A 17,606-nucleotide genomic window follows, 5' to 3' on the forward strand; every position below is an offset into this window, starting at 1 on the left:
GTTGTTCGCTTTATGTTTGATGGTATTTGTATGTTATTTGACAAAATTCCAGATGTCCTCTGTAAGCAGATGGTCCAGGGAGCGGATCTGGCTGGACAGGATGGGGTCGGTCTCCATGTTGGGGCGGAGGTCGCAGTAATAGACGCCGTCCAGGGGGTTCAGCTTAACGGTATAACCCTTGAAGTGGCCGGACAGGAAGGTGGTGTTCACGCCGAAATGAGGTTCACGACCCTTGCGCTGCACGTCGTTGAGAAAGATGGCGAAGTGGGGCGTGTCCGCGTTTGTCAGCTTGTTATAGAGAAATTTGTCGATGAAGATCTTGTCCAGCCTGTCCTTGCTGGAGGTCTTCACCGAGCCGATGGCCCGCAGCTGGCCTCCGGACTCCACGATCAGGTCGTGCTGATAGGACATACGGAAGAGCTCCTCGCCGTTCACCACCACCGGGACGGGCACAACGCCGTCGTGGACCGAGACGCCGATGGTGGTCAGAATGACCCGGAGGGATTCATCGGATGGACTCCCTTCGTTTGGCGTTCTCCCGGTCAAAAGCGGTCCACTGGTCGATGGTCCGGGGGATCACGTGGTCGATGCGGTCAATGGCCCAGGAGTTGTACTCCGCGCTCAGGTCGCAGCCCAACCAGACGCGCTGGAGCTGCTCCGCCACCACTGCGGTGGTGCCGGAACCGGAAAAGGGGTCGAGCACGACGTCGCCCACGCTGCTGGCGGCCAGGACCAGCTTCCGCAGCAGCTCCTCCGGCTTTTGGGTGGGGTGCTTGGTCTTCTCGCCCATGCCGTTGCAGGTGGTGGGGATCTCAAAGACGTCCTTGGGCTTGGCCCCCAGGGGGTTGGGCACCCAGACGGAGGAGGCCTTTTTCCCGTTGGAGTACAGGCTGCTGTCCGCCTGGGGGTGGACGGGATATTTTAAGGTGTGTTCCCCATAGGGGACCCGGACGGCGTCGATATTCAGACCGAACTGCTTTGTCTTGCGCAGATGGAGGATGCTCTCGTGGGAGCGACCCCAGTCCTTACCTACTGAATGGTCTTCAGCCACTCCAGGCTGTCGCCGGTGAACAGAAGACCGTTTTTCCTGACATAAGAGGGCAGAAAGACCGGGTCCTGCTGAAAGATATGGCGGCGGTATGGCGCGGACTCCCCAAGGGGGCATTCCGTGGGCGGGGTCATGGGAAATTGCAGCTGCTCTGCGATTTGGGTGCTTTTTCTAGGCATAGAACTTCCTCCGAAGTGGGGCGATATTTTATCAAATTATAGCATACATCGGCAAAGCGTTCAACAATTGCCGCAGAAAGTCTCCCCTGTATCAGGACGACCCGTTCCGGCATAGAGTACATCAGCCGGAGACGGCGGAGCTTTTGGGAAGGGAGGGGTAGCATGGGCATCGTGGTGGTGCGCTCGCCCAAGTGTCTGCGGGGGCTGCTGCGCAGGCTGTTTGGGGTGAAGTGACATAGCGGGCGCGGTCCGGGCATATAGTGTCCCAAAGACCGGGCCGCGCTTCCAGCCGGGCCGGAACGTCAGAATAATGCCGGAATGCCGGGATAAGGAGAGGACAACGACCATGGAACTGGAATTTGAACGGGACACCTTGCAGGGCTATGACACGGTGGCGGAGCTGACGCTGTGCCAGGAGGAGACGCTGGAGAGCATCGTCCCTGACGCCTGCCCGGATATTTTGCGCATCGTGGACGTGTGCGGCCAGGCCATGCTCCACAGCAAGCAGATCAAGGCCGGGGCGGTGGAGCTGGGGGGCATGGTCCGGGCGGTCATTTTGTACGAGCCGGACGGGGGCGCGGGGCTGCGGCGGATGGAGGTGGGGCTGCCCTTCCGCTGCCAGGCGGAGGCCCCCGGTCTCACCGAGCAGGGCCGGGTGCTGGCCCGCCCCAGGCTGCGCTGCGCCGAGGCCCGGGCGCTGAACTCCCGAAAAGTGCTGCTGCGGGTGGACCTGGCCGTGGACGTGACGGCCTGCCAGAGCGTGGAACAGCCCCTGTGCCGGGGGGTGCTGGACCCGGAGAAGAGCGCCGTGTGCCAGCGCTGCCAGAGTCAGAGCTGCGGCCTGCTGTCGGCGGTGGAGGAGAAGCCCTTCACCTTCTCTCAGCGGGTACGCCTGCCCGCCGGTCAGGGGGAGCCGCCCCAGGTCATGGCCCTGTGGGCCGAGACGGAGTGCGGCGAGTGCAAGCGGGTGGGGGCCAAGCTCATCTTCAAGGGGGAGGCGGAGCTGCACATGCTCCTCCAGGAGCCGGGGGGCGGGCTCACCGCCGACGTGGAGCGGCTGCCCTTCTCCCAGGTGCTGGAGGTCCCCGAGGGGGACGAGACGGGGGACAGCCGGGTGTGGGTGGAGGTCACCGACGTGAGCTATCAGGCCGAGACCGCCGACCCCAGGGAGCTTCAGGTGGAGCTGGAGCTGCTGGCCCAGGCCCAGCTGCGGTGCAGCCGGACCGTCACCCTGCTCCAGGATCTGTACAGCACCGCCTGGCAGACTCAGCTGGACCACCGGCCTCTGGCCCTCCAGCGCTTCGGCCCGGGCTCGATCCGCCCCCAGGCGGCGCGGGAGCTGCTGGAGACGGGGGAGAGCGTGCGCAGCGTGGCCGACAGCCGCCTGGCCATCGGCCAGGTGAGCCAGAGCCGGGAGGGGGAGCAGCTGGTGCTCACAGCGGAGGCGTGGCTGACGGTACTCTATCAGGACGGGGAGGACCGGCTCCAGTGCGTCCACCGCACCGTGCCCGTCACCTGCCGCTTGGACTGCCCGGAGGGCTGCCGCTGTCTGTGTACCGTCCGCCGCCAGGGGGAGGTATACGCCGCCCCCGCCGCCGGAGGGGTGGAGGTTCGGTTCACCCTGGAGTTTGACTGTCTGCCGGTGCAGACCCTGTCCGTCCCCGCCGTGTGCGGCGGCTCGCTGGGGGAGGCCCGTGGGGCGGACGGGGAGAAGCGGCCTTCGGTGGTCCTGCGCTTCGCCGCTCCGGGGGAGGAGGTGTGGGACATCGCCAAGGCCTATGGTGCGACGACAGCCCAGATCCTCCAGGCCAACGAGCTGGAGGAGGAGACGCTGCCCGCCGGGCGGATGCTCCTTATCCCCAACGCCCGGTGAAGCACATATTTCAGGGCTTATCCTCATAGAGTAAAAGCAAATACCGGCTTGACCCGAAAAGGCCGAAGGAGGAATCGCAGTGCAAGAGGGAAAAATCTATGAGGATATCGCCCTGCGGACAGAGGGCGACATCTACATCGGCGTTGTGGGGCCGGTCCGAACGGGAAAATCCACCTTCATTAAGCGCTTTATGGAGACGCTGGTCATCCCCAACATCGAAAACGTCTACCGCCGGGAGCGGGCCAGGGATGAACTGCCCCAGAGCGGCTCTGGCCGGACCATCATGACGGCGGAGCCCAAGTTCGTCCCCGAGGAGGCCGCCAGCGTGACGGTGGAGGGGGGCGCGTCCTTCCGGGTGCGGCTCATCGAGCTGCGTGGGCTATATGGTCACCGGGGCGGTGGGGCAGATGGAGGGGGAGCTAGAGCGGATGGTGACCACCCCCTGGTTCGACCACGAGATCCCCATGGCCGAGGCGGCGGAGGTGGGCACCCGGAAAGTCATCTCCGAGCACTCCACCATCGGCGTGGTGGTGACCACAGACGGCACCGTCACCGACATCCCCCGGGAGGACTATCAGCAGGCGGAGGAGCGGGCCATTCAGGAGCTGAAGGAGCTGGGCAAGCCCTTTGTGGTGGTGCTAAACTCCGCCCAGCCCGCCTCTGACCGGGCCCAGGCCATCCGGGCGGACATCGCCCAGCGGTATGACGTGACATGCATCGCCGTGAACTGCCTGGAGCTGGGCGGGGAGGAGATCTGCCAGCTGCTGAAAAGCGTGCTGTATGAGTTCCCCCTGAAGGAACTGGACCTGTTCCTGCCCCCTTGGGTGGACGCCTTACCCCAAGAACACCCCATCAAGGCGGCGGTGTTTGCCGCCATCCGGGCGGGGGCGGAGCAGCTGCGGCGCATCCGGGACGCGGAGCGGGCGGTGGCCGGGTTCGAGAGCTGCGAGTCGGTGAGCCGGGCCAGTCTCACCGGGGTGGACCTGGGCTCCGGCGTGGCCCAGGGGGAACTGGAGCTGCCACGGGCATTGTTTTACGACACCCTGTCCCAGCAGTCCGGCTTCCCCGTGGGGGACGACGGGGACCTGATGGCCCTGCTCACCCGCCTGGCCGGGGTGCAGGCGGCCTATGACAAGGTGGCCGACGCCCTGCGGGAGGTGGAGGAGACGGGCTATGGCATCGTGGTGCCCACCATCGACTCCCTCACCCTGGAGGAGCCGGAGATCGTCCGCCAGGGGGGCCGCTATGGGGTGCGCCTGCGGGCCAGCGGCAGCTCCATCCACATGATCCGGGCGGACATCCAGACGGAGGTGTCCCCCATCGTCGGCGAGAAGCAGAGCGAGGACATGATCCGCTATCTGCTCCAGGAGTATGAGGGGGACTCCAGCAAGATATGGGAGGCCAACATCTTCGGCAAGTCCCTCCACGAGCTGGTGAACGAGGACCTGAACGCCAAGCTCAAGCGGATGCCCCAGGACGCCCGGGAGAAGCTGCGAGAGACCCTCCAGCGCATCATCAACGAGGGCTCCGGCGGACTGATCTGCATCATTTTGTAAAACCAGATATTTTCCCGCGTGTTCCCGCCTCTGTAAGGGGGCGGGAACACAGACTTTTTTCGAAGAAACACAGAAAATGAAATTGGGAGTTGAAAAACAGCGGGGGATGGGATATACTAAGGCTAACCATTAAGAATGGAGGAATCCCCACATGACCATTACCAAAGACACCATCATCGGTGATATCCTGACCATCGCCCCCCAGACTGCCCCCCTGTTCATGAACATCGGGATGCACTGCCTGGGCTGCCCCGCTTCCCGGGGTGAGACGGTGGAGCAGGCCTGCATGGTCCACGGCGTGGACCCCGACGACCTGCTGGCGAAGGTCAACGAGATGATCGCCGCCGCAGAAGGCTAAAAAAGCTGCACGAAAAGACGGGGGCGGACATTCCGCCCCTGTTTTTCTGCCCCCGGCGGCTAGCCGCCGGGGCGCCTGAGCATATGACAGGGAGGAGCCCATGAACAAAAAAATCGAACTGTCCCCCCGGCTGCGCATGGTGGCCGGACTGGTGCCTCCGGGCAGCCGCCTGGCCGACGTCGGCACCGACCACGCCTATCTCCCCGCCGCCCTCATCCAGGAGGGGACTATCCCCGCCGCCATCGCCGCCGACCTGCGTCAGGGTCCCCTGAACCGGGCCAAGACCACGGTGCGGGAGTGCGAGCTCACCGGAAAGGTGGCCTTTCGCCTGTGCAGCGGTCTGGAGGGCATCCGCCCGGAGGAGGCGGACGCCGTGGCCATTGCAGGCATGGGGGGAGAGACCATCGCCGAGATCTTAGCCGCCGCCCCCTGGACCCGGGAGAGGGACGTGCCCCTGGTGCTCCAGCCCATGTCCTCTATGGACGACCTGCGCCTGTGGCTGGAGCGGCACGGCTATGCCATCGTGAAGGAGGACCTGGCCCGGGAGGGGGATGTCCTTTACACCGCCCTGCTGGTACGGGCCGGGGCCATGGAGCCGCTGACGGCGGCGGAACGGCTGGCGGGGAAGAACACCGGCCACCCCCTGCGGGGTGCTTGGCTGGACCGGTGGCTGGACAAGACGGACCGGGCCCTGAACGGCCTGGCCCAGTCCCAAAAGCCGGAGGCGGCGGCGCGCCGGGAGGAGCTGGAGCAGCTGGAACATGAGCTGCGGGACATGAAAAAGGAGTGGGAGACATGGCAACGGTAAACGAGGTATATGGCTTTTTGGACAAGCTGGCCCCCTTTGACCTTCAGATGGATTTTGACAACGCCGGTTTTCTGGTGGGCCGGGGGGAGACCCAGGTCAAGCGCCTGCTGGTGGCCCTGGACGTCACCCTGCCCGTGGCGAAGGAGGCGGCGGAGAAGGGCTGTCAGCTGATCGTGTCCCACCACCCGGTGATCTTCCACCCGGTGAAGGCCCTCACCGACCAGAGCGCCACAGGCCGGGTGCTGCTGGCCCTGGCGGAGGGCCGCATGGCCGCCATCTGCGCCCACACCAATCTGGACGCGGTGATGGAGGGGGTCAACTGCTGTCTGGCCCGGCGGCTGGAGCTGAGCGATCTGGAGCAGCTCCATCAGGACGGCCTGGACCATGAGGGCCGCCCCTATGGCATCGGCCGGGTGGGCACGGCGCACCGGCCCGGCATGACGGCGGGGGAGTACGCCGCCTTTGTGAAGGAGAAGCTGGGCGCGGCCTCGGTGCGCTATGCCGACGGGGGCAAGCCCGTCCGCCGGGTGGCGGTGGGGGGCGGCTCCTGCGGCTCCATGCTCGCCGACGCGGGGCCAGGGGCTGCGACACCTTCGTCACCGCCGACGTCAAGCACGACCAGTACATCGAGGCGAAGGCCATGGGCATCACCCTGATGGACGCGGGGCATTTTGCCACCGAGAACGTGGTTTGCGCCCCCCTGGCCGAAAAACTGGCCCGGGCTTTCCCAGAGATCCAGGTGGAGCTGGCCGGGCAGAACCGGGAGCCCTATGGGGCGGTGTGATCCCGAAAAAGTTTTTGCGGAGAAAAAAGGAAAAACCGCTTGCAGAGGAGAAATTTCTGTGGTATAATTCCAAGGTCTGAAAACGGGCGGTCCTCTGCTGGGGACCTGGGGAGGGCCCCGGGTCCGCATCCCGCACGAACGCCTATATAACAGGAGGAAAAAATTATGGATCTGATGCAGGCTTTTACCGAGAAGTACAAGAAGGCTGAGCCCCCCGTTGTCGCCGTGGGCGACACCGTCCGCGTTCACCTGAAGGTCAAGGAAGGCAACCGTGAAGAAGCGGGTTGCTCCAGGTGTTCGAGGGCACCGTGATCGCCAAGAAGCACGGCGGCATCGAGGAGACCTTCACCGTCCGCCGCGTTTCCTACGGCGTCGGCGTGGAGAAGGTGTTCCCCGTTCACGCTCCTTCCATCGAGAAGATCGAGCTGGTGCGCCACGGTAAGGTGCGCCGCGCCAAGCTGTATTACCTGCGCAGCCGCGTGGGCAAGGCGGCCAAGGTCAAAGAGGCCCTGTGATCCCACAGAAGGGAGCGGCGTTCAGCCGCTCCCTTCTTCTATATTTGACCAGCCCCGCTCACCGGGGCAGCAGAGAGGAGGAGGACCCTTAGAACATTCAACGGCACCCCGGACACATGACCAAGACCCGCCGCCAGATCGAGGCGGACCTGAAAAACGTGGACATCGTGGTGGAGATCATCGACGCCCGCATCCCCATGTCCAGCCGCAACCCGGACATCGACGCCATCTGCGCCGGCAAACCCCGGCTCATCGTTCTCAACCGGGCCGACCAGGCCGACCCCGCCCGGAACAAACAGTGGGCCGCCCTTTTCCGCAGTCAGGGCCACGCCGTGCTGGAGACGGACGCCAAAACGGGAAGCGGCGTGAACCAGTTCTCCGCCATCATTCAGAACGTGCTGAAGGATCAAATCGCCAAATGGCGGGAGAAGGGCCAGGTGGGCCGTCCGGTGCGGGCCATGGTGGTGGGGGTGCCCAACGTGGGCAAGTCCACCTTCATCAACAAGGTAGCCCGGAAGAAATCCGCCAAGGCGGGGGACCGGCCCGGTGTCACCCGGGGCAAGCAGTGGGTAAATGTGGACCAATCCCTGGACCTGCTGGACACCCCTGGCATCCTGTGGCCCAAATTTGACGACCAGACCATCGGCATGAACCTGGCCTTTACCGGGGCGGTGAAGGACGACATCATGGACGTGGAGACCCTGGGCTGTCACATGATGACCCTGCTGGCCGAGCGCTATCCCAAGACGCTGACGGACAGCTATAAGCTCCCCGAAGTCCCCGCCCGGGAGGAGGGGGAGAACGACATCGCCTATGGCTATCGGCTCCTTCAGGCCTGCGCCCAGAAGCGGGGCATGCGCATCTCCGGCGGAGAATTCGACACCGAGCGCATGTCCCGGGTGCTGCTGGACGAGTATCGCTCTGGCAAGCTGGGACGCTTTACCCTTGAGATACCCCAGGCCTAAGGAGGGAGACACCGTGGAAGAGATCGACCTTTGGCAGTATGAGCGCCAGGCCCTGGGGGAGGGGCACGTCCACATCTGCGGCTGCGACGAGGCGGGGGCAGGGCCCCTGGCCGGTCCGGTGTACGCCGCGGCGGTGATCCTGCCCATGGGCGCGGACATCCCCGGCCTGAACGACTCCAAAAAGCTGACGGAGAAGCGGCGGGAGGCCCTGTTCCCCGGGATCCAGGCCACCGCCCTGGCCTGGTCGGTGGCCAGCATCTCCGCCCAGGAGATCGACGAGAGCGACATCCTCACCGCCCGGATGCGCGCCATGCAGATGGCCATCGACGGCCTGTCCCTCCCGGCGGACTTCGCTCTGATCGACGGCAACCGGGACCACGGCAGGGGAGGGGGCGTGAACACGCCCCACCGCTGCATTGTAAAGGGAGACAGCCTGTCAGCCTCTATCGCGGCGGCGTCCATCCTGGCCAAGGTGAGCCGGGACCACTTCATGCTGGAGATGGCCAAAGAATATCCCCAATACGCCTTTGAACGCCACAAGGGCTATGGCACCAAGCTGCACTATGAGCGTCTGCGGGAGTATGGGCCCAGCCCCATCCACCGCAGGAGCTTTTTGAAAAATCTATGAGCGGCCAGGAGAGCCGTCTGCTGGGGCGATGGGGGGAGGCCCTGGCGGCGGAGCACCTGCGCCGGGCGGGCTATCAGATCCTGGCGGCCAACTGGCGCAGCCGCTTTGGGGAGATCGACCTCATCGCCGCCGATCAAAACTACCTCTGCTTTGTGGAGGTGAAGCTGCGCAAAAGCGCGGCCTTCGGCGGGGCGGGGGAGTTTGTGGACCGGCGCAAGCAGAACAAGCTGCGCTTGACGGCGGAGCTGTATCTCAGCTGTCATCAGACCCGGCTCCAGCCCCGGTTCGACGTGATCGAGGTTTATGCTCCCCAGGGGACGGACACAAAAGCGCCCCGTGTCCGTCACATAGAAAACGCCTTTTTCTGACGGAGGGTTTTGGGGGCTTTTTCCCGCCAATCCCTTGACCTTCCGCCGGGAAGCTGTCATAATGGAGTATCGCCATTGCGATTCGTTTCTTGGCATAAGTTTCAAATAGATAGGAATGATCGAGATGCAATATACCAGTACCAGAGATTCGTCCGTCCGCTTCACCGCGTCCCAGGCCATCACCCAGGGCCTGTCCGCTGACGGCGGTCTGCTGACCCCCTATTATATCCCCAAGCTGCCGGGCAACGCCCTGGACGAGCTGAAGGACATGCCTTATCAGGCTCGGGCCGTCTATGTGATGAAGCAGTTTTTGGAGGAGTTCACCGTCAAGGAGCTCACCGACTTTGCTGCCGCCGCCTATGGCCCGGAGAAGTTCGACACCCCCGCCGTGGCCCCTGTCCACACCCTGAACGAGGGCACCCACTGCCTGGAGCTGTGGCACGGCCCCACCTGCGCCTTCAAGGACATGGCGCTGCAGATGCTGCCCCACCTGCTGACCGCCTCCCTGACCAAGACGGAGGAGTTCCGCACCGTGTGCATCCTGGTGGCCACCTCCGGCGACACCGGCAAGGGCGCTCTGGAGGGCTTTAAGGACGTGAAGGGCACCCGCATCCTGGTGTTCTATCCCAAGGACGGCGTGTCCGCCGTGCAGGAGCTGCAGATGGTCACCCAGGAGGGCGACAACGTGGGCGTGGCCTCCGTGGTGGGCAACTTCGACGACGCCCAGACCGGCGTGAAGCGCCTGTTCTCTGACGAGGCCCTGCGGGAGGAGCTGAATAAGCGGGGATTCTTCTTCTCCTCCGCCAACTCCATCAACTGGGGCCGGGTCCTGCCCCAGATCGTCTACTATGTCTCCGCCTACTGCGACCTGCTGCGGGACGAGAAGATCCAGCCCGGCCAGGCCATTAACGTGTGCGTGCCCACGGGCAACTTCGGCAACATTCTGGCCGCCTACTACGCCCGGGAGATGGGCGTGCCCATCGACAAGCTCATCTGCGCCTCCAACAGCAACAACGTCCTCACCGACTTTATCCGCACCGGCGTGTATGACCGCAACCGCAAGTTCTATAACACCGAGTCCCCCTCCATGGACATCCTGATCTCCTCCAACCTGGAGCGGCTGCTGCTGACCCTGACCCAGGACGTGGATGAGGTGAAAGGCTACATGCAGCAGCTGAACGCCACCGGGCGCTATCAGGTCAGCGACAAGGTGAAGGAGAAGCTCCAGCAGCGCTTCTTCGGCTATTGCTGCGATGACGCCGAGACCGAGAAGGTCATTGGCCGCATCTATGCCAAGGACCACTATCTGGTGGACCCCCACACCGCCGTGGCCTTCTCCGCCCTGGAGCAGTACCGCGCCGAGACGGGGGACGAGACCCCCTGCGTGGTGGTCTCCACCGCCAGCCCCTTCAAGTTCTGCGGCAGCGTCCTGTCCGCCCTGGGGGAGAAGGACATCGCCAGCGGTCTGGACGTGCTGGATCAGCTCTCCGAGAAGACCGGCCTGGCCGCCCCCGCCCCTCTGGCCGGGCTGCGCGGCAAGGAAGTCCGCTTTACGACCACCGTGGAGAAGGAGCACATGGTGGACGCGGTGCTGTCCATGTTGGAGTGATCCATGGCCCTTTATGCGATTGGAGACACCCATCTGTCCCTGACCAGCAACAAGCCAATGGACGTGTTCGGCGGCGGCTGGACCGGGTATGTAGACAAGCTGCGTCAGGGCTTTGCCTGCGTTGGGCCGGAGGACACCGTGGTCCTGTGCGGTGACCTGTCCTGGGGCATGAGCCTGCAGGAGGCGCGGGAGGACTTCGCCTTTCTGGACGCCCTGCCCGGGAAAAAGCTGCTGATGAAGGGCAACCACGACTACTGGTGGACCACCGTGTCCAAGATGCACCAGTTTTTTCAGGAGAACAACTTTACCACCTTTGAAATATTGCACAACAACTGCGCCCTCTATGGGGACGTGGCGTTGTGCGGCACCCGGGGGTGGTTTTATGAGGAGGACCGGGGAGACACAGCGCCAAGATCTTCAATCGGGAGCTGATCCGCCTGGAGACCTCTCTGAAGGCGGCGGGAGAGCGGGAGAAGTTCTGCTTTCTCCACTATCCGCCCCTGTATCAGGGCTATCGCTGTCAGGAGATCATCGACCTGATGAAGCGGTATGGCGCTGACCCTGGTGTCACGATGGCCATCTCCACGGCGGCAGCCACCGCCTGGCGGTGTCCGGGGACCAGGACGGGGTGGAATACCACCTGGTACGCCTGCCGATTATCTGGGCTTCAAGCCGGAATTGCAACCCCTGCCCTGACGAAAAAATATCGAAATTTCTAAAAAATAGTCTGGTCAAACGATAGGATATCTGATAGAATATCGTGACGAAAGTAAAAAGGCGATGTCGTTCCGCCGTCGGAGCGTATGACACGCCGACAGGAGGAATTTGACAAAATGAAGGTCACCAGTGTTGAGAAGAAAGAGAAGAGCACCGTCGAGCTGACCATCGAGGTGGAGGCCGACGCGTTCGAGGCTGCCGTTCAGAAGGCCTATGAGAAGGACCGGAAGAGCATCAGCGTCCCCGGCTTCCGCAAGGGCAAGGCCCCCCGGAAGATCATCGAGGGCATGTATGGCACCGGCGTGTTCGACGAAGAGGCCATCAACCAGGTCTATCCCGGCGCTTATGCCCAGGCCGTGGAGGAGCAGAAGCTGGATGACGTGGGTTACCCCAAGATCGAGATCGTTGAGGTGGGCAAGGACGGCCTGACCTTTAAGGCTCTGGTCTCTGTCCGTCCCGAGGTGAAGCTGGGCACCTATAAGGGCCTGACCGCCGCCAAGGACGTGGCCAAGGTCACCGACAAGGACGTGGATGAGGAACTCAAGCCCTACATCGACCGGGCCACCCGTCTGGTCAGCGTGGACCGCGCCGCCCAGAACGGCGACACCGTGGTCATCGACTTTGAGGGCTTTGACAATGGCGAGGCCTTTGAGGGCGGCAAGGGCGAGAACTATGACCTGAAGCTGGGTTCCGGTTCCTTTGTCCCCGGCTTCGAGGAGCAGCTGGTGGGCACCAAGGCCGGCGACGAGAAGGACCTGGACATCACCTTCCCCGAGAACTATCACCCCGGTCTGGCCGGCAAGGCCGTTGTGTTCCACGTGAAGGTCAAGGAGGTCAAGGAGCCTCAGGCCCCCGTGGTGGACGACGAGTTTGCCAAGGACGTGTCCGAGTTCGAGAACTGGCCGACTTCCGCAAGAGCCTGGCTGACCGGATCACCGAGCGCCGCACCAAGCAGGCTGAGGCTGATTTCGACAATCAGATCATGGAGCAGCTGGTGGAGAACATGGAGTGCGAGATCCCCGACGGCATGGTGGACGTGCAGCTGGACCGCATGATGGAGAACTATGCCATGGAGCTGCAGAGCCAGGGCTTCTCCATGGAGGACTATCAGAAGATGATGGGCGTCAGTGGCGACGTGATCCGTGACTCCGCCCGTCCCTCTGCCCTGCGCCAGGTCCAGATGCAGCTGGCTCTGACCGCCGTGGCCGACGCCGAGAACATCGAGATCAGCGACGACGAGCTGGAGGCCGAGGTGAACCGCCTGGCCGAGCAGTATAAGATCAAGCCCGAGCAGGTGAAGGCCGCCGTGAACGACGCCGACCTGATCCGCGACCTGCGCCTGAGAAAGGCCAGCGACCTGGTCATCGCCGAGGCCAAGGTGGGCAAGGCCAAGAAGAAGGCCGCCGCCAAGAAGACCGAGAAGGCTGAGGAGGCCGAGGGCGAGGAGAAGCCTAAGCGCACCCGCAAGAAGAAGACCGAGGAGACCGAGGAGCCCAAGGCCGAGTAAGCGCAGCTTACCCAGTCTCAAGCGTAACATGATCACGTCCCGGGGCGGCCCTGCACCGCCCCGGGCGCGTGCGTATTTACATATTGACGGGCACAGGGAGGAATCAACGGCTCTCGCCGGGGGTATACTTTGGTATCACGACCCAAAAAGGAGTAAAAATTATGAGTTTAGTTCCCTATGTAGTAGAGCAGACCAACCGGGGCGAGCGCTCTTACGACATTTTTTCCCGGCTGCTGAACGACCGGATCATTATGCTGTCTGAGGAGGTCAACGACACCACCGCCTCTCTCGTTGTGGCCCAGCTGCTGTATCTGGAGGCCCAGGACCCCGACAAGGACATCCAGTTCTACATCAACAGCCCCGGCGGCTCCGTCACCGCCGGCATGGCCATTTACGACACCATGCAGTATATCAAGTGCGACGTATCCACCATCTGCATCGGCATGGCCGCCTCTATGGGCGCGTTCCTGCTGTCCTCCGGCACCAAGGGCAAGCGCCTGGCGCTGCCCAATGCGGAGATCATGATCCACCAGCCCTCCGCCGGGACCCAGGGCCAGATCACCGACATGGCCATCCACCTGAAGCGGCTGGAGATCGTCAAGACCCGGCTGACCGGCATCCTGGCCGCCAACACCGGCAAGCCTCTGGAAGTGGTGCGGGCCGACTGCGAGCGGGACAACTTTATGACCGCCCAGGAGGCCATGGAATACGGCCTGATCGATAAGGTGATCGACCACCGATAACATAACAGCGGCACGCTGCGGCGTGGGGGAGGGGGTAGCTCTCCCGCGCCCGCGGCGATCTCTCATAGGAATTTTTAAGAGGTGTATCCATGGCACGTAACGACGAGAAGAAAAAACATCCGCTGTTCCTTTTGCGGCAAGCATCAGGATCAGGTCCGGCGGCTGATCGCCGGGCCGGGGGTCTATATCTGCAACGAGTGTGTGCAGCTGTGCATGGGCATTCTGGACGACAACTACGAGCCGGTGGACGAACCCGGCAGCAGCGGAATGCCCGACGTGATCCCCACGCCCCAGGAGATCCACACCGTTTTGGATCAGTATATCATCGGCCAGGAGCAGGCCAAGATCGCCCTGTCCGTGGCCGTATATAACCACTATAAGCGCATCTACTTCGGCGACGCCGAGGGGGTGGAGCTGCAAAAGAGCAACATCCTGCTCATGGGCCCCACCGGCTGCGGCAAGACTCTGTTCGCCCAGACCCTGGCCCGGGTGCTGAAGGTGCCCTTCGCCATTGCCGACGCCACCACCCTCACCGAGGCTGGCTATGTGGGCGACGACGTGGAGAATATCCTGCTGCGACTGGTCCAGGCCGCCGACTATGACATCGAGCTGGCCGAGCGGGGCATCATCTACATCGACGAGATGGACAAGATCGCCCGGAAGAGTGAGAATACCTCCATCACCCGGGACGTCTCCGGCGAGGGCGTGCAGCAGGCTCTGCTGAAGATCCTGGAGGGCACCGTGGCCAATGTGCCGCCTCAGGGCGGGCGGAAGCACCCCCACCAGGAGTTCATCCAGATCGACACCAAGAACATCCTGTTCATCTGCGGCGGCGCCTTCGACGGCATCGACAAGATCATCGAGAACCGCCTGGATAAGCGATCCATGGGCTTCGGCGCCGAGATCCAGAGCAAGAAGGAGCGGAACGTGGGCCAGCTGATGAAGGAGATCCAGCCCCAGGACCTGCTGAAGTTCGGCATCATCCCCGAACTGGTGGGCCGTCTGCCCGTCATCACCACCCTGGAGTCTTTGGACCGGGACATGATGGTCCAGATCCTCACCGAGCCCAAGAACGCCCTGGTGAAGCAGTATCAGAAGCTGATGGAGTATGACCAGGTGGAGCTGGACTTTGACGCCGAGGCCCTGAAGGCTGCGGCAGACCGGGCGGTGGAGCGCGGCATCGGAGCCCGTGGCCTGCGGGCCGTGCTGGAGGAGGTCATGACGAAGGTGATGTATGAGGTCCCCTCTGACCCCACCATCACCAAGGTGACCGTCCACGCCGACTGCTTTACCGGCCACGCCGCCCCCGAGCTCACCCACGACCCGGAGCGCACCCAGCGCCCCCGGCTGGGCCGGGCGGCCCTGATGGCCAAAAACGGCGGGACCGGCATCCCCGGCTCCAACGTGGGCTGATCGGGCTGACAGAAGCGCAAACAAGCAGAAGAGACGTCCCGCAGCGCCCCCGGTACGGCGGGCCCGGGACGTCTTTTTGCCATACCCCTGAAGGGAAGTGAATCGACAATGAGTCAAGAATTTGAATTATCCAACGTGTCCACCATGCCGGTCATCGCGCTGCGGGGCATCACCGTGTTCCCCAACGTGATGATCCACTTTGAGGTGGCCCGGGAGATCTCGGTGAAGGCCCTGGAGGACGCCATGTCCGCCGGGCAGCCAGTGTTCCTGGTGGCCCAGAAGGACATCTCGGTGGAGGAGCCCTCCAGCCGGGACCTGTACACCGTGGGCACCATCTCCAACATCCGGCAGATCCTGCGGATGCCCGGGGACAACATGCGGGTGATGGTGGAGGGACACAGCCGCGGGCGGCTCATCCAGCTCACGGAGTCCGTCCCCTATTTAAAGGCCCAGGTGCAGGAGATCCCGGAGGAGGAGGCCCCGGACCGGCCCACCCCCCGGCAGGAGGCCCTGATGCGGGCCACCTATGACCTGTTCCAGGAGTACAGTGAGCTGGCCCCGAAAGTTTCCCCCGACCTGATCGTCCACCTGCTGGCCAGCCAGGAGCCGGGCTATATTGCCGACTATATCGCCCAGAACATCGCCATGCGCAGCGCCGACAAGCAGAAAATTCTGGAGGAGCTGCACCCGGTGCGCCGGTTGGAGAAGCTGTATAAGCTGCTCCAGCGGGAGGTGGACATCCTCTCTCTGGACGCGGAGATCCAGAGCAAGGCCCGGGAGCAGATGGCCGAGCAGCAGCGGGACTATTTCCTGCGGGAGCAGATGAAGGCCATCCAGAACGAGCTGGGCGAGGGGGAGGGCGGCGACGAGATCGCCGAGTACCGGCAGAAGATCGCCAAGGCCAAGCTCCCCGACCAGGTGCGGGAGAAGCTGAACAAGGAGCTGGGCCGTCTGGCCAAGCAGCCCTTCGGCAGTTCGGAGTCCAGCGTGCTCCACAGCTATCTGGACGTGTGCCTGGAGCTGCCCTGGGGCAAGACCACGAAAGAAAAGGTCAGCGTGGCGGCCGTGAAGAAGGCCCTGGACCGGGACCACTATGGTCTGGACAAGGTGAAGGAGCGCATTCTGGAGTTTGTGGCCGTCAAGCAGCTGGCCCCGGAGCTGAAGGGCCAGGTGCTGTGTCTGGTGGGCCCCCCCGGCGTGGGCAAGACGTCCATCGCCATGTCCATGGCGAAAGCCATGAACCGCAAGCTGGCCCGCATCTCTCTGGGCGGCGTCAGCGACGAGGCGGACATCCGAGGCCACCGGAAGACCTATGTGGGGGCCATGCCCGGCCGGATCATCAACGCCATCAGCCAGGCGGGCAGCTGCAACCCCCTGATCCTGCTGGACGAGATCGACAAGCTGGGCCACGACCACCGGGGCGACCCCTCCTCGGCATTGCTGGAGGTGCTGGACGGGGAGCAGAACGCCACCTTCCGAGATCACTTCTTAGAGGTGCCCTTCGACCTGTCCGACGTGCTGTTCATTACCACGGCCAACACCCTGGACACCATCCCCCGGCCCCTGCTGGACCGGATGGAGGTCATCGAGCTGCCCAGCTATACCGACGAGGAAAAATTGCAGATCGCCAAGCACCACCTGCTGCCCAAGGAGCTCAAGCGCCACGGGCTGACCCACGCCCAGCTGAAGGTGTCCGACGGGGCGGTGCGGGAAATTATCGCCGCCTATACCCGGGAGTCGGGCGTCCGCGTGCTGGAGCGCAAGCTGGCCGCCATCTGCCGCAAGGCCGCCATGAAGATCGTGGACGGGGAGAAGACGGTCAAGATCACGGAGAAGGACCTGCACGAGTATCTGGGCGCGCCCCGGTATTTCCCGGAGCGCCAGGCCCTGGAGGAGCGGGTAGGCGTGGTCAACGGCCTGGCCTGGACCTCCGTGGGCGGCGAGCTGCTGGAGGTGGAGGTGAACGTGGTCCCCGGCTCCGGCAAGGTGGAGCTGACGGGCAACCTGGGGGACGTGATGAAGGAGTCCGCCCACGCGGCATTGAGCTTTATCCGCAGCCAGGCCGAGCGCCTGGGCATCCCCCAGAACTTCTATAAGGAGAAGGACATCCACGTCCACTTCCCGGAGGGGGCCGTGCCCAAGGACGGGCCTTCCGCCGGTATTGCCATCACCACCGCCATCGTCTCCGCCCTCACCGGGACCCCGGTGCGCCGGGGGCTGGCTATGACGGGAGAGGTCACTCTGAGAGGCCGGGTGCTGCCCATCGGCGGCCTGAAGGAGAAGACCATGGCCGCGTTCCGAAACGGCATCCGCACGGTCATTATCCCGGCGGACAACGGCAAGGACCTGGAGGAGATCGACCAGACGGTGCGGGGCGCCCTGCAATTCCATCTGGTGGAGCAGGCCGACCAGGTGCTGGCCATCGCCCTGCCCACCCTGATGGCGGGGGAGAAGGAGAACACGCCCAAGGCGGAGCCCGAGGCCATGCTGCCCCCGGAGCGGGGGAGCGCGGCCTCCCGCCTGCGCCAGTAAGGA

16 protein-coding genes and 4 pseudogenes are annotated in these 17,606 nt (G+C 63.8%); 17 read left to right on the plus strand and 3 right to left on the minus strand.

All coding sequences use genetic code 11. The features are described from left to right. Positions 1–33: 33 nt before the first annotated feature. Genes ACSAMP_RS10040 through ACSAMP_RS10050 form a run of 3 tightly spaced genes read right to left on the minus strand, consistent with a single transcriptional unit; the run spans position 34 to position 1,227 of the window. Positions 34–546 (minus strand): hypothetical protein, encoded by a 513-nt coding sequence (locus ACSAMP_RS10040; RefSeq protein ID WP_457800371.1) that lies wholly within the window; start codon positions 544–546, stop codon positions 34–36. Next, positions 506–1,051 (minus strand): DNA-methyltransferase, encoded by a 546-nt coding sequence (locus tag ACSAMP_RS10045; RefSeq protein ID WP_457800372.1) that lies wholly within the window; start codon positions 1,049–1,051, stop codon positions 506–508. Before ACSAMP_RS10045 ends, ACSAMP_RS10040 begins: the two co-directional genes overlap by 41 nt. Then, positions 1,030–1,227, minus strand: coding sequence for a hypothetical protein (locus ACSAMP_RS10050; RefSeq protein ID WP_457800373.1), 198 nt, complete (start codon positions 1,225–1,227; stop codon positions 1,030–1,032). The genes ACSAMP_RS10045 and ACSAMP_RS10050 overlap by 22 nt, the downstream gene beginning before the upstream one ends. Positions 1,228–1,573: 346 nt before the next feature. Between ACSAMP_RS10050 and ACSAMP_RS10055 the strand changes: the two genes are divergently transcribed. The 17 genes and pseudogenes from ACSAMP_RS10055 (at position 1,574) to lon (ending at position 17,603) form a co-directional block, all read left to right on the plus strand. Continuing rightward, the gene (locus tag ACSAMP_RS10055) at positions 1,574–3,100 is read left to right on the plus strand and encodes a DUF3794 and LysM peptidoglycan-binding domain-containing protein (protein ID WP_457800374.1); all 1,527 of its coding nucleotides are present in this window, start codon (positions 1,574–1,576) and stop codon (positions 3,098–3,100) included. Between the two features lie 79 nt (positions 3,101–3,179). Continuing rightward, positions 3,180–4,656 (plus strand): annotated as a pseudogene (gene spoIVA / locus ACSAMP_RS10060) (stage IV sporulation protein A). 151 nt (positions 4,657–4,807) lie between these two features. Continuing rightward, the gene (locus tag ACSAMP_RS10065) at positions 4,808–5,014 is read left to right on the plus strand and encodes a DUF1858 domain-containing protein (protein ID WP_147562397.1); all 207 of its coding nucleotides are present in this window, start codon (positions 4,808–4,810) and stop codon (positions 5,012–5,014) included. Between the two features lie 100 nt (positions 5,015–5,114). Beyond that, positions 5,115–5,822, plus strand: a complete 708-nt coding sequence (locus ACSAMP_RS10070) for a tRNA (adenine(22)-N(1))-methyltransferase (RefSeq protein ID WP_441795682.1) — start codon at positions 5,115–5,117, stop codon at positions 5,820–5,822. After that, positions 5,810–6,478, plus strand: a complete 669-nt coding sequence (locus ACSAMP_RS10075; RefSeq protein WP_457800375.1) for a Nif3-like dinuclear metal center hexameric protein — start codon at positions 5,810–5,812, stop codon at positions 6,476–6,478. The genes ACSAMP_RS10070 and ACSAMP_RS10075 overlap by 13 nt, the downstream gene beginning before the upstream one ends. After that, positions 6,448–6,606 (plus strand): Nif3-like dinuclear metal center hexameric protein, encoded by a 159-nt coding sequence (locus tag ACSAMP_RS10080; protein ID WP_457800415.1) that lies wholly within the window; start codon positions 6,448–6,450, stop codon positions 6,604–6,606. Before ACSAMP_RS10075 ends, ACSAMP_RS10080 begins: the two co-directional genes overlap by 31 nt. A 165-nt stretch (positions 6,607–6,771) precedes the next feature. Continuing rightward, a pseudogene (gene rplS, locus ACSAMP_RS10085) lies at positions 6,772–7,121 on the plus strand (50S ribosomal protein L19). Between the two features lie 95 nt (positions 7,122–7,216). Then, on the plus strand, positions 7,217–8,086 hold the full coding sequence (ylqF, locus tag ACSAMP_RS10090) for a ribosome biogenesis GTPase YlqF (protein ID WP_457800416.1): 870 nt from the start codon (positions 7,217–7,219) through the stop codon (positions 8,084–8,086). A gap of 13 nt (positions 8,087–8,099) precedes the next feature. Further along, positions 8,100–8,714 carry a ribonuclease HII gene (locus ACSAMP_RS10095; RefSeq protein ID WP_441795686.1) on the plus strand — a complete coding sequence of 205 codons (615 nt, stop codon included), beginning with the start codon at positions 8,100–8,102 and terminating at the stop codon, positions 8,712–8,714. Next, positions 8,711–9,082, plus strand: coding sequence for a YraN family protein (locus ACSAMP_RS10100; protein WP_441795687.1), 372 nt, complete (start codon positions 8,711–8,713; stop codon positions 9,080–9,082). The genes ACSAMP_RS10095 and ACSAMP_RS10100 overlap by 4 nt, the downstream gene beginning before the upstream one ends. A 124-nt stretch (positions 9,083–9,206) precedes the next feature. After that, positions 9,207–10,691, plus strand: a complete 1,485-nt coding sequence (thrC, locus tag ACSAMP_RS10105; protein ID WP_441795688.1) for a threonine synthase — start codon at positions 9,207–9,209, stop codon at positions 10,689–10,691. Positions 10,692–10,694: 3 nt separating this feature from the next. Beyond that, a pseudogene (locus tag ACSAMP_RS10110) lies at positions 10,695–11,387 on the plus strand (metallophosphoesterase). A gap of 137 nt (positions 11,388–11,524) precedes the next feature. Further along, positions 11,525–12,247: pseudogene (tig, locus tag ACSAMP_RS10115) on the plus strand (trigger factor); the annotation flags it as partial. Between the two features lie 92 nt (positions 12,248–12,339). Further along, entirely contained in the window at positions 12,340–12,915 is a 576-nt protein-coding gene (locus tag ACSAMP_RS10120) for a trigger factor (protein ID WP_457800417.1), read from the plus strand. A 161-nt stretch (positions 12,916–13,076) separates the two neighbouring features. After that, positions 13,077–13,658 carry an ATP-dependent Clp endopeptidase proteolytic subunit ClpP gene (gene clpP, locus ACSAMP_RS10125; RefSeq protein ID WP_441795691.1) on the plus strand — a complete coding sequence of 194 codons (582 nt, stop codon included), beginning with the start codon at positions 13,077–13,079 and terminating at the stop codon, positions 13,656–13,658. A gap of 81 nt (positions 13,659–13,739) precedes the next feature. Beyond that, on the plus strand, positions 13,740–15,071 hold the full coding sequence (clpX, locus tag ACSAMP_RS10130) for an ATP-dependent Clp protease ATP-binding subunit ClpX (RefSeq protein WP_457800376.1): 1,332 nt from the start codon (positions 13,740–13,742) through the stop codon (positions 15,069–15,071). 108 nt (positions 15,072–15,179) lie between these two features. Further along, complete coding sequence (lon, locus tag ACSAMP_RS10135; RefSeq protein WP_457800377.1) at positions 15,180–17,603, plus strand: endopeptidase La; 2,424 nt, start codon at positions 15,180–15,182, stop codon at positions 17,601–17,603. Positions 17,604–17,606 lie beyond the last annotated feature (3 nt).

The sequence above is a fragment of the Flintibacter sp. SJQ-8 genome (assembly GCF_054108085.1).

Excerpts from the sequence above, each read along its gene's own strand:
- thrC (WP_441795688.1), top strand. The coding sequence starts at position 9,207 with ATGCAATATACCAGTACCAGAGATTCGTCCGTCCGCTTCACCGCGTCC.
- lon (WP_457800377.1), top strand. The coding sequence starts at position 15,180 with ATGAGTCAAGAATTTGAATTATCCAACGTGTCCACCATGCCGGTCATC.
- clpP (WP_441795691.1), top strand. The coding sequence starts at position 13,077 with ATGAGTTTAGTTCCCTATGTAGTAGAGCAGACCAACCGGGGCGAGCGC.
- ACSAMP_RS10065 (WP_147562397.1), top strand. The coding sequence starts at position 4,808 with ATGACCATTACCAAAGACACCATCATCGGTGATATCCTGACCATCGCC.
- ACSAMP_RS10050 (WP_457800373.1), bottom strand. The coding sequence starts at position 1,227 with ATGCCTAGAAAAAGCACCCAAATCGCAGAGCAGCTGCAATTTCCCATG.
- ACSAMP_RS10070 (WP_441795682.1), top strand. The coding sequence starts at position 5,115 with ATGAACAAAAAAATCGAACTGTCCCCCCGGCTGCGCATGGTGGCCGGA.
- ACSAMP_RS10075 (WP_457800375.1), top strand. The coding sequence starts at position 5,810 with ATGGCAACGGTAAACGAGGTATATGGCTTTTTGGACAAGCTGGCCCCC.
- ACSAMP_RS10100 (WP_441795687.1), top strand. The coding sequence starts at position 8,711 with ATGAGCGGCCAGGAGAGCCGTCTGCTGGGGCGATGGGGGGAGGCCCTG.
- ACSAMP_RS10055 (WP_457800374.1), top strand. The coding sequence starts at position 1,574 with ATGGAACTGGAATTTGAACGGGACACCTTGCAGGGCTATGACACGGTG.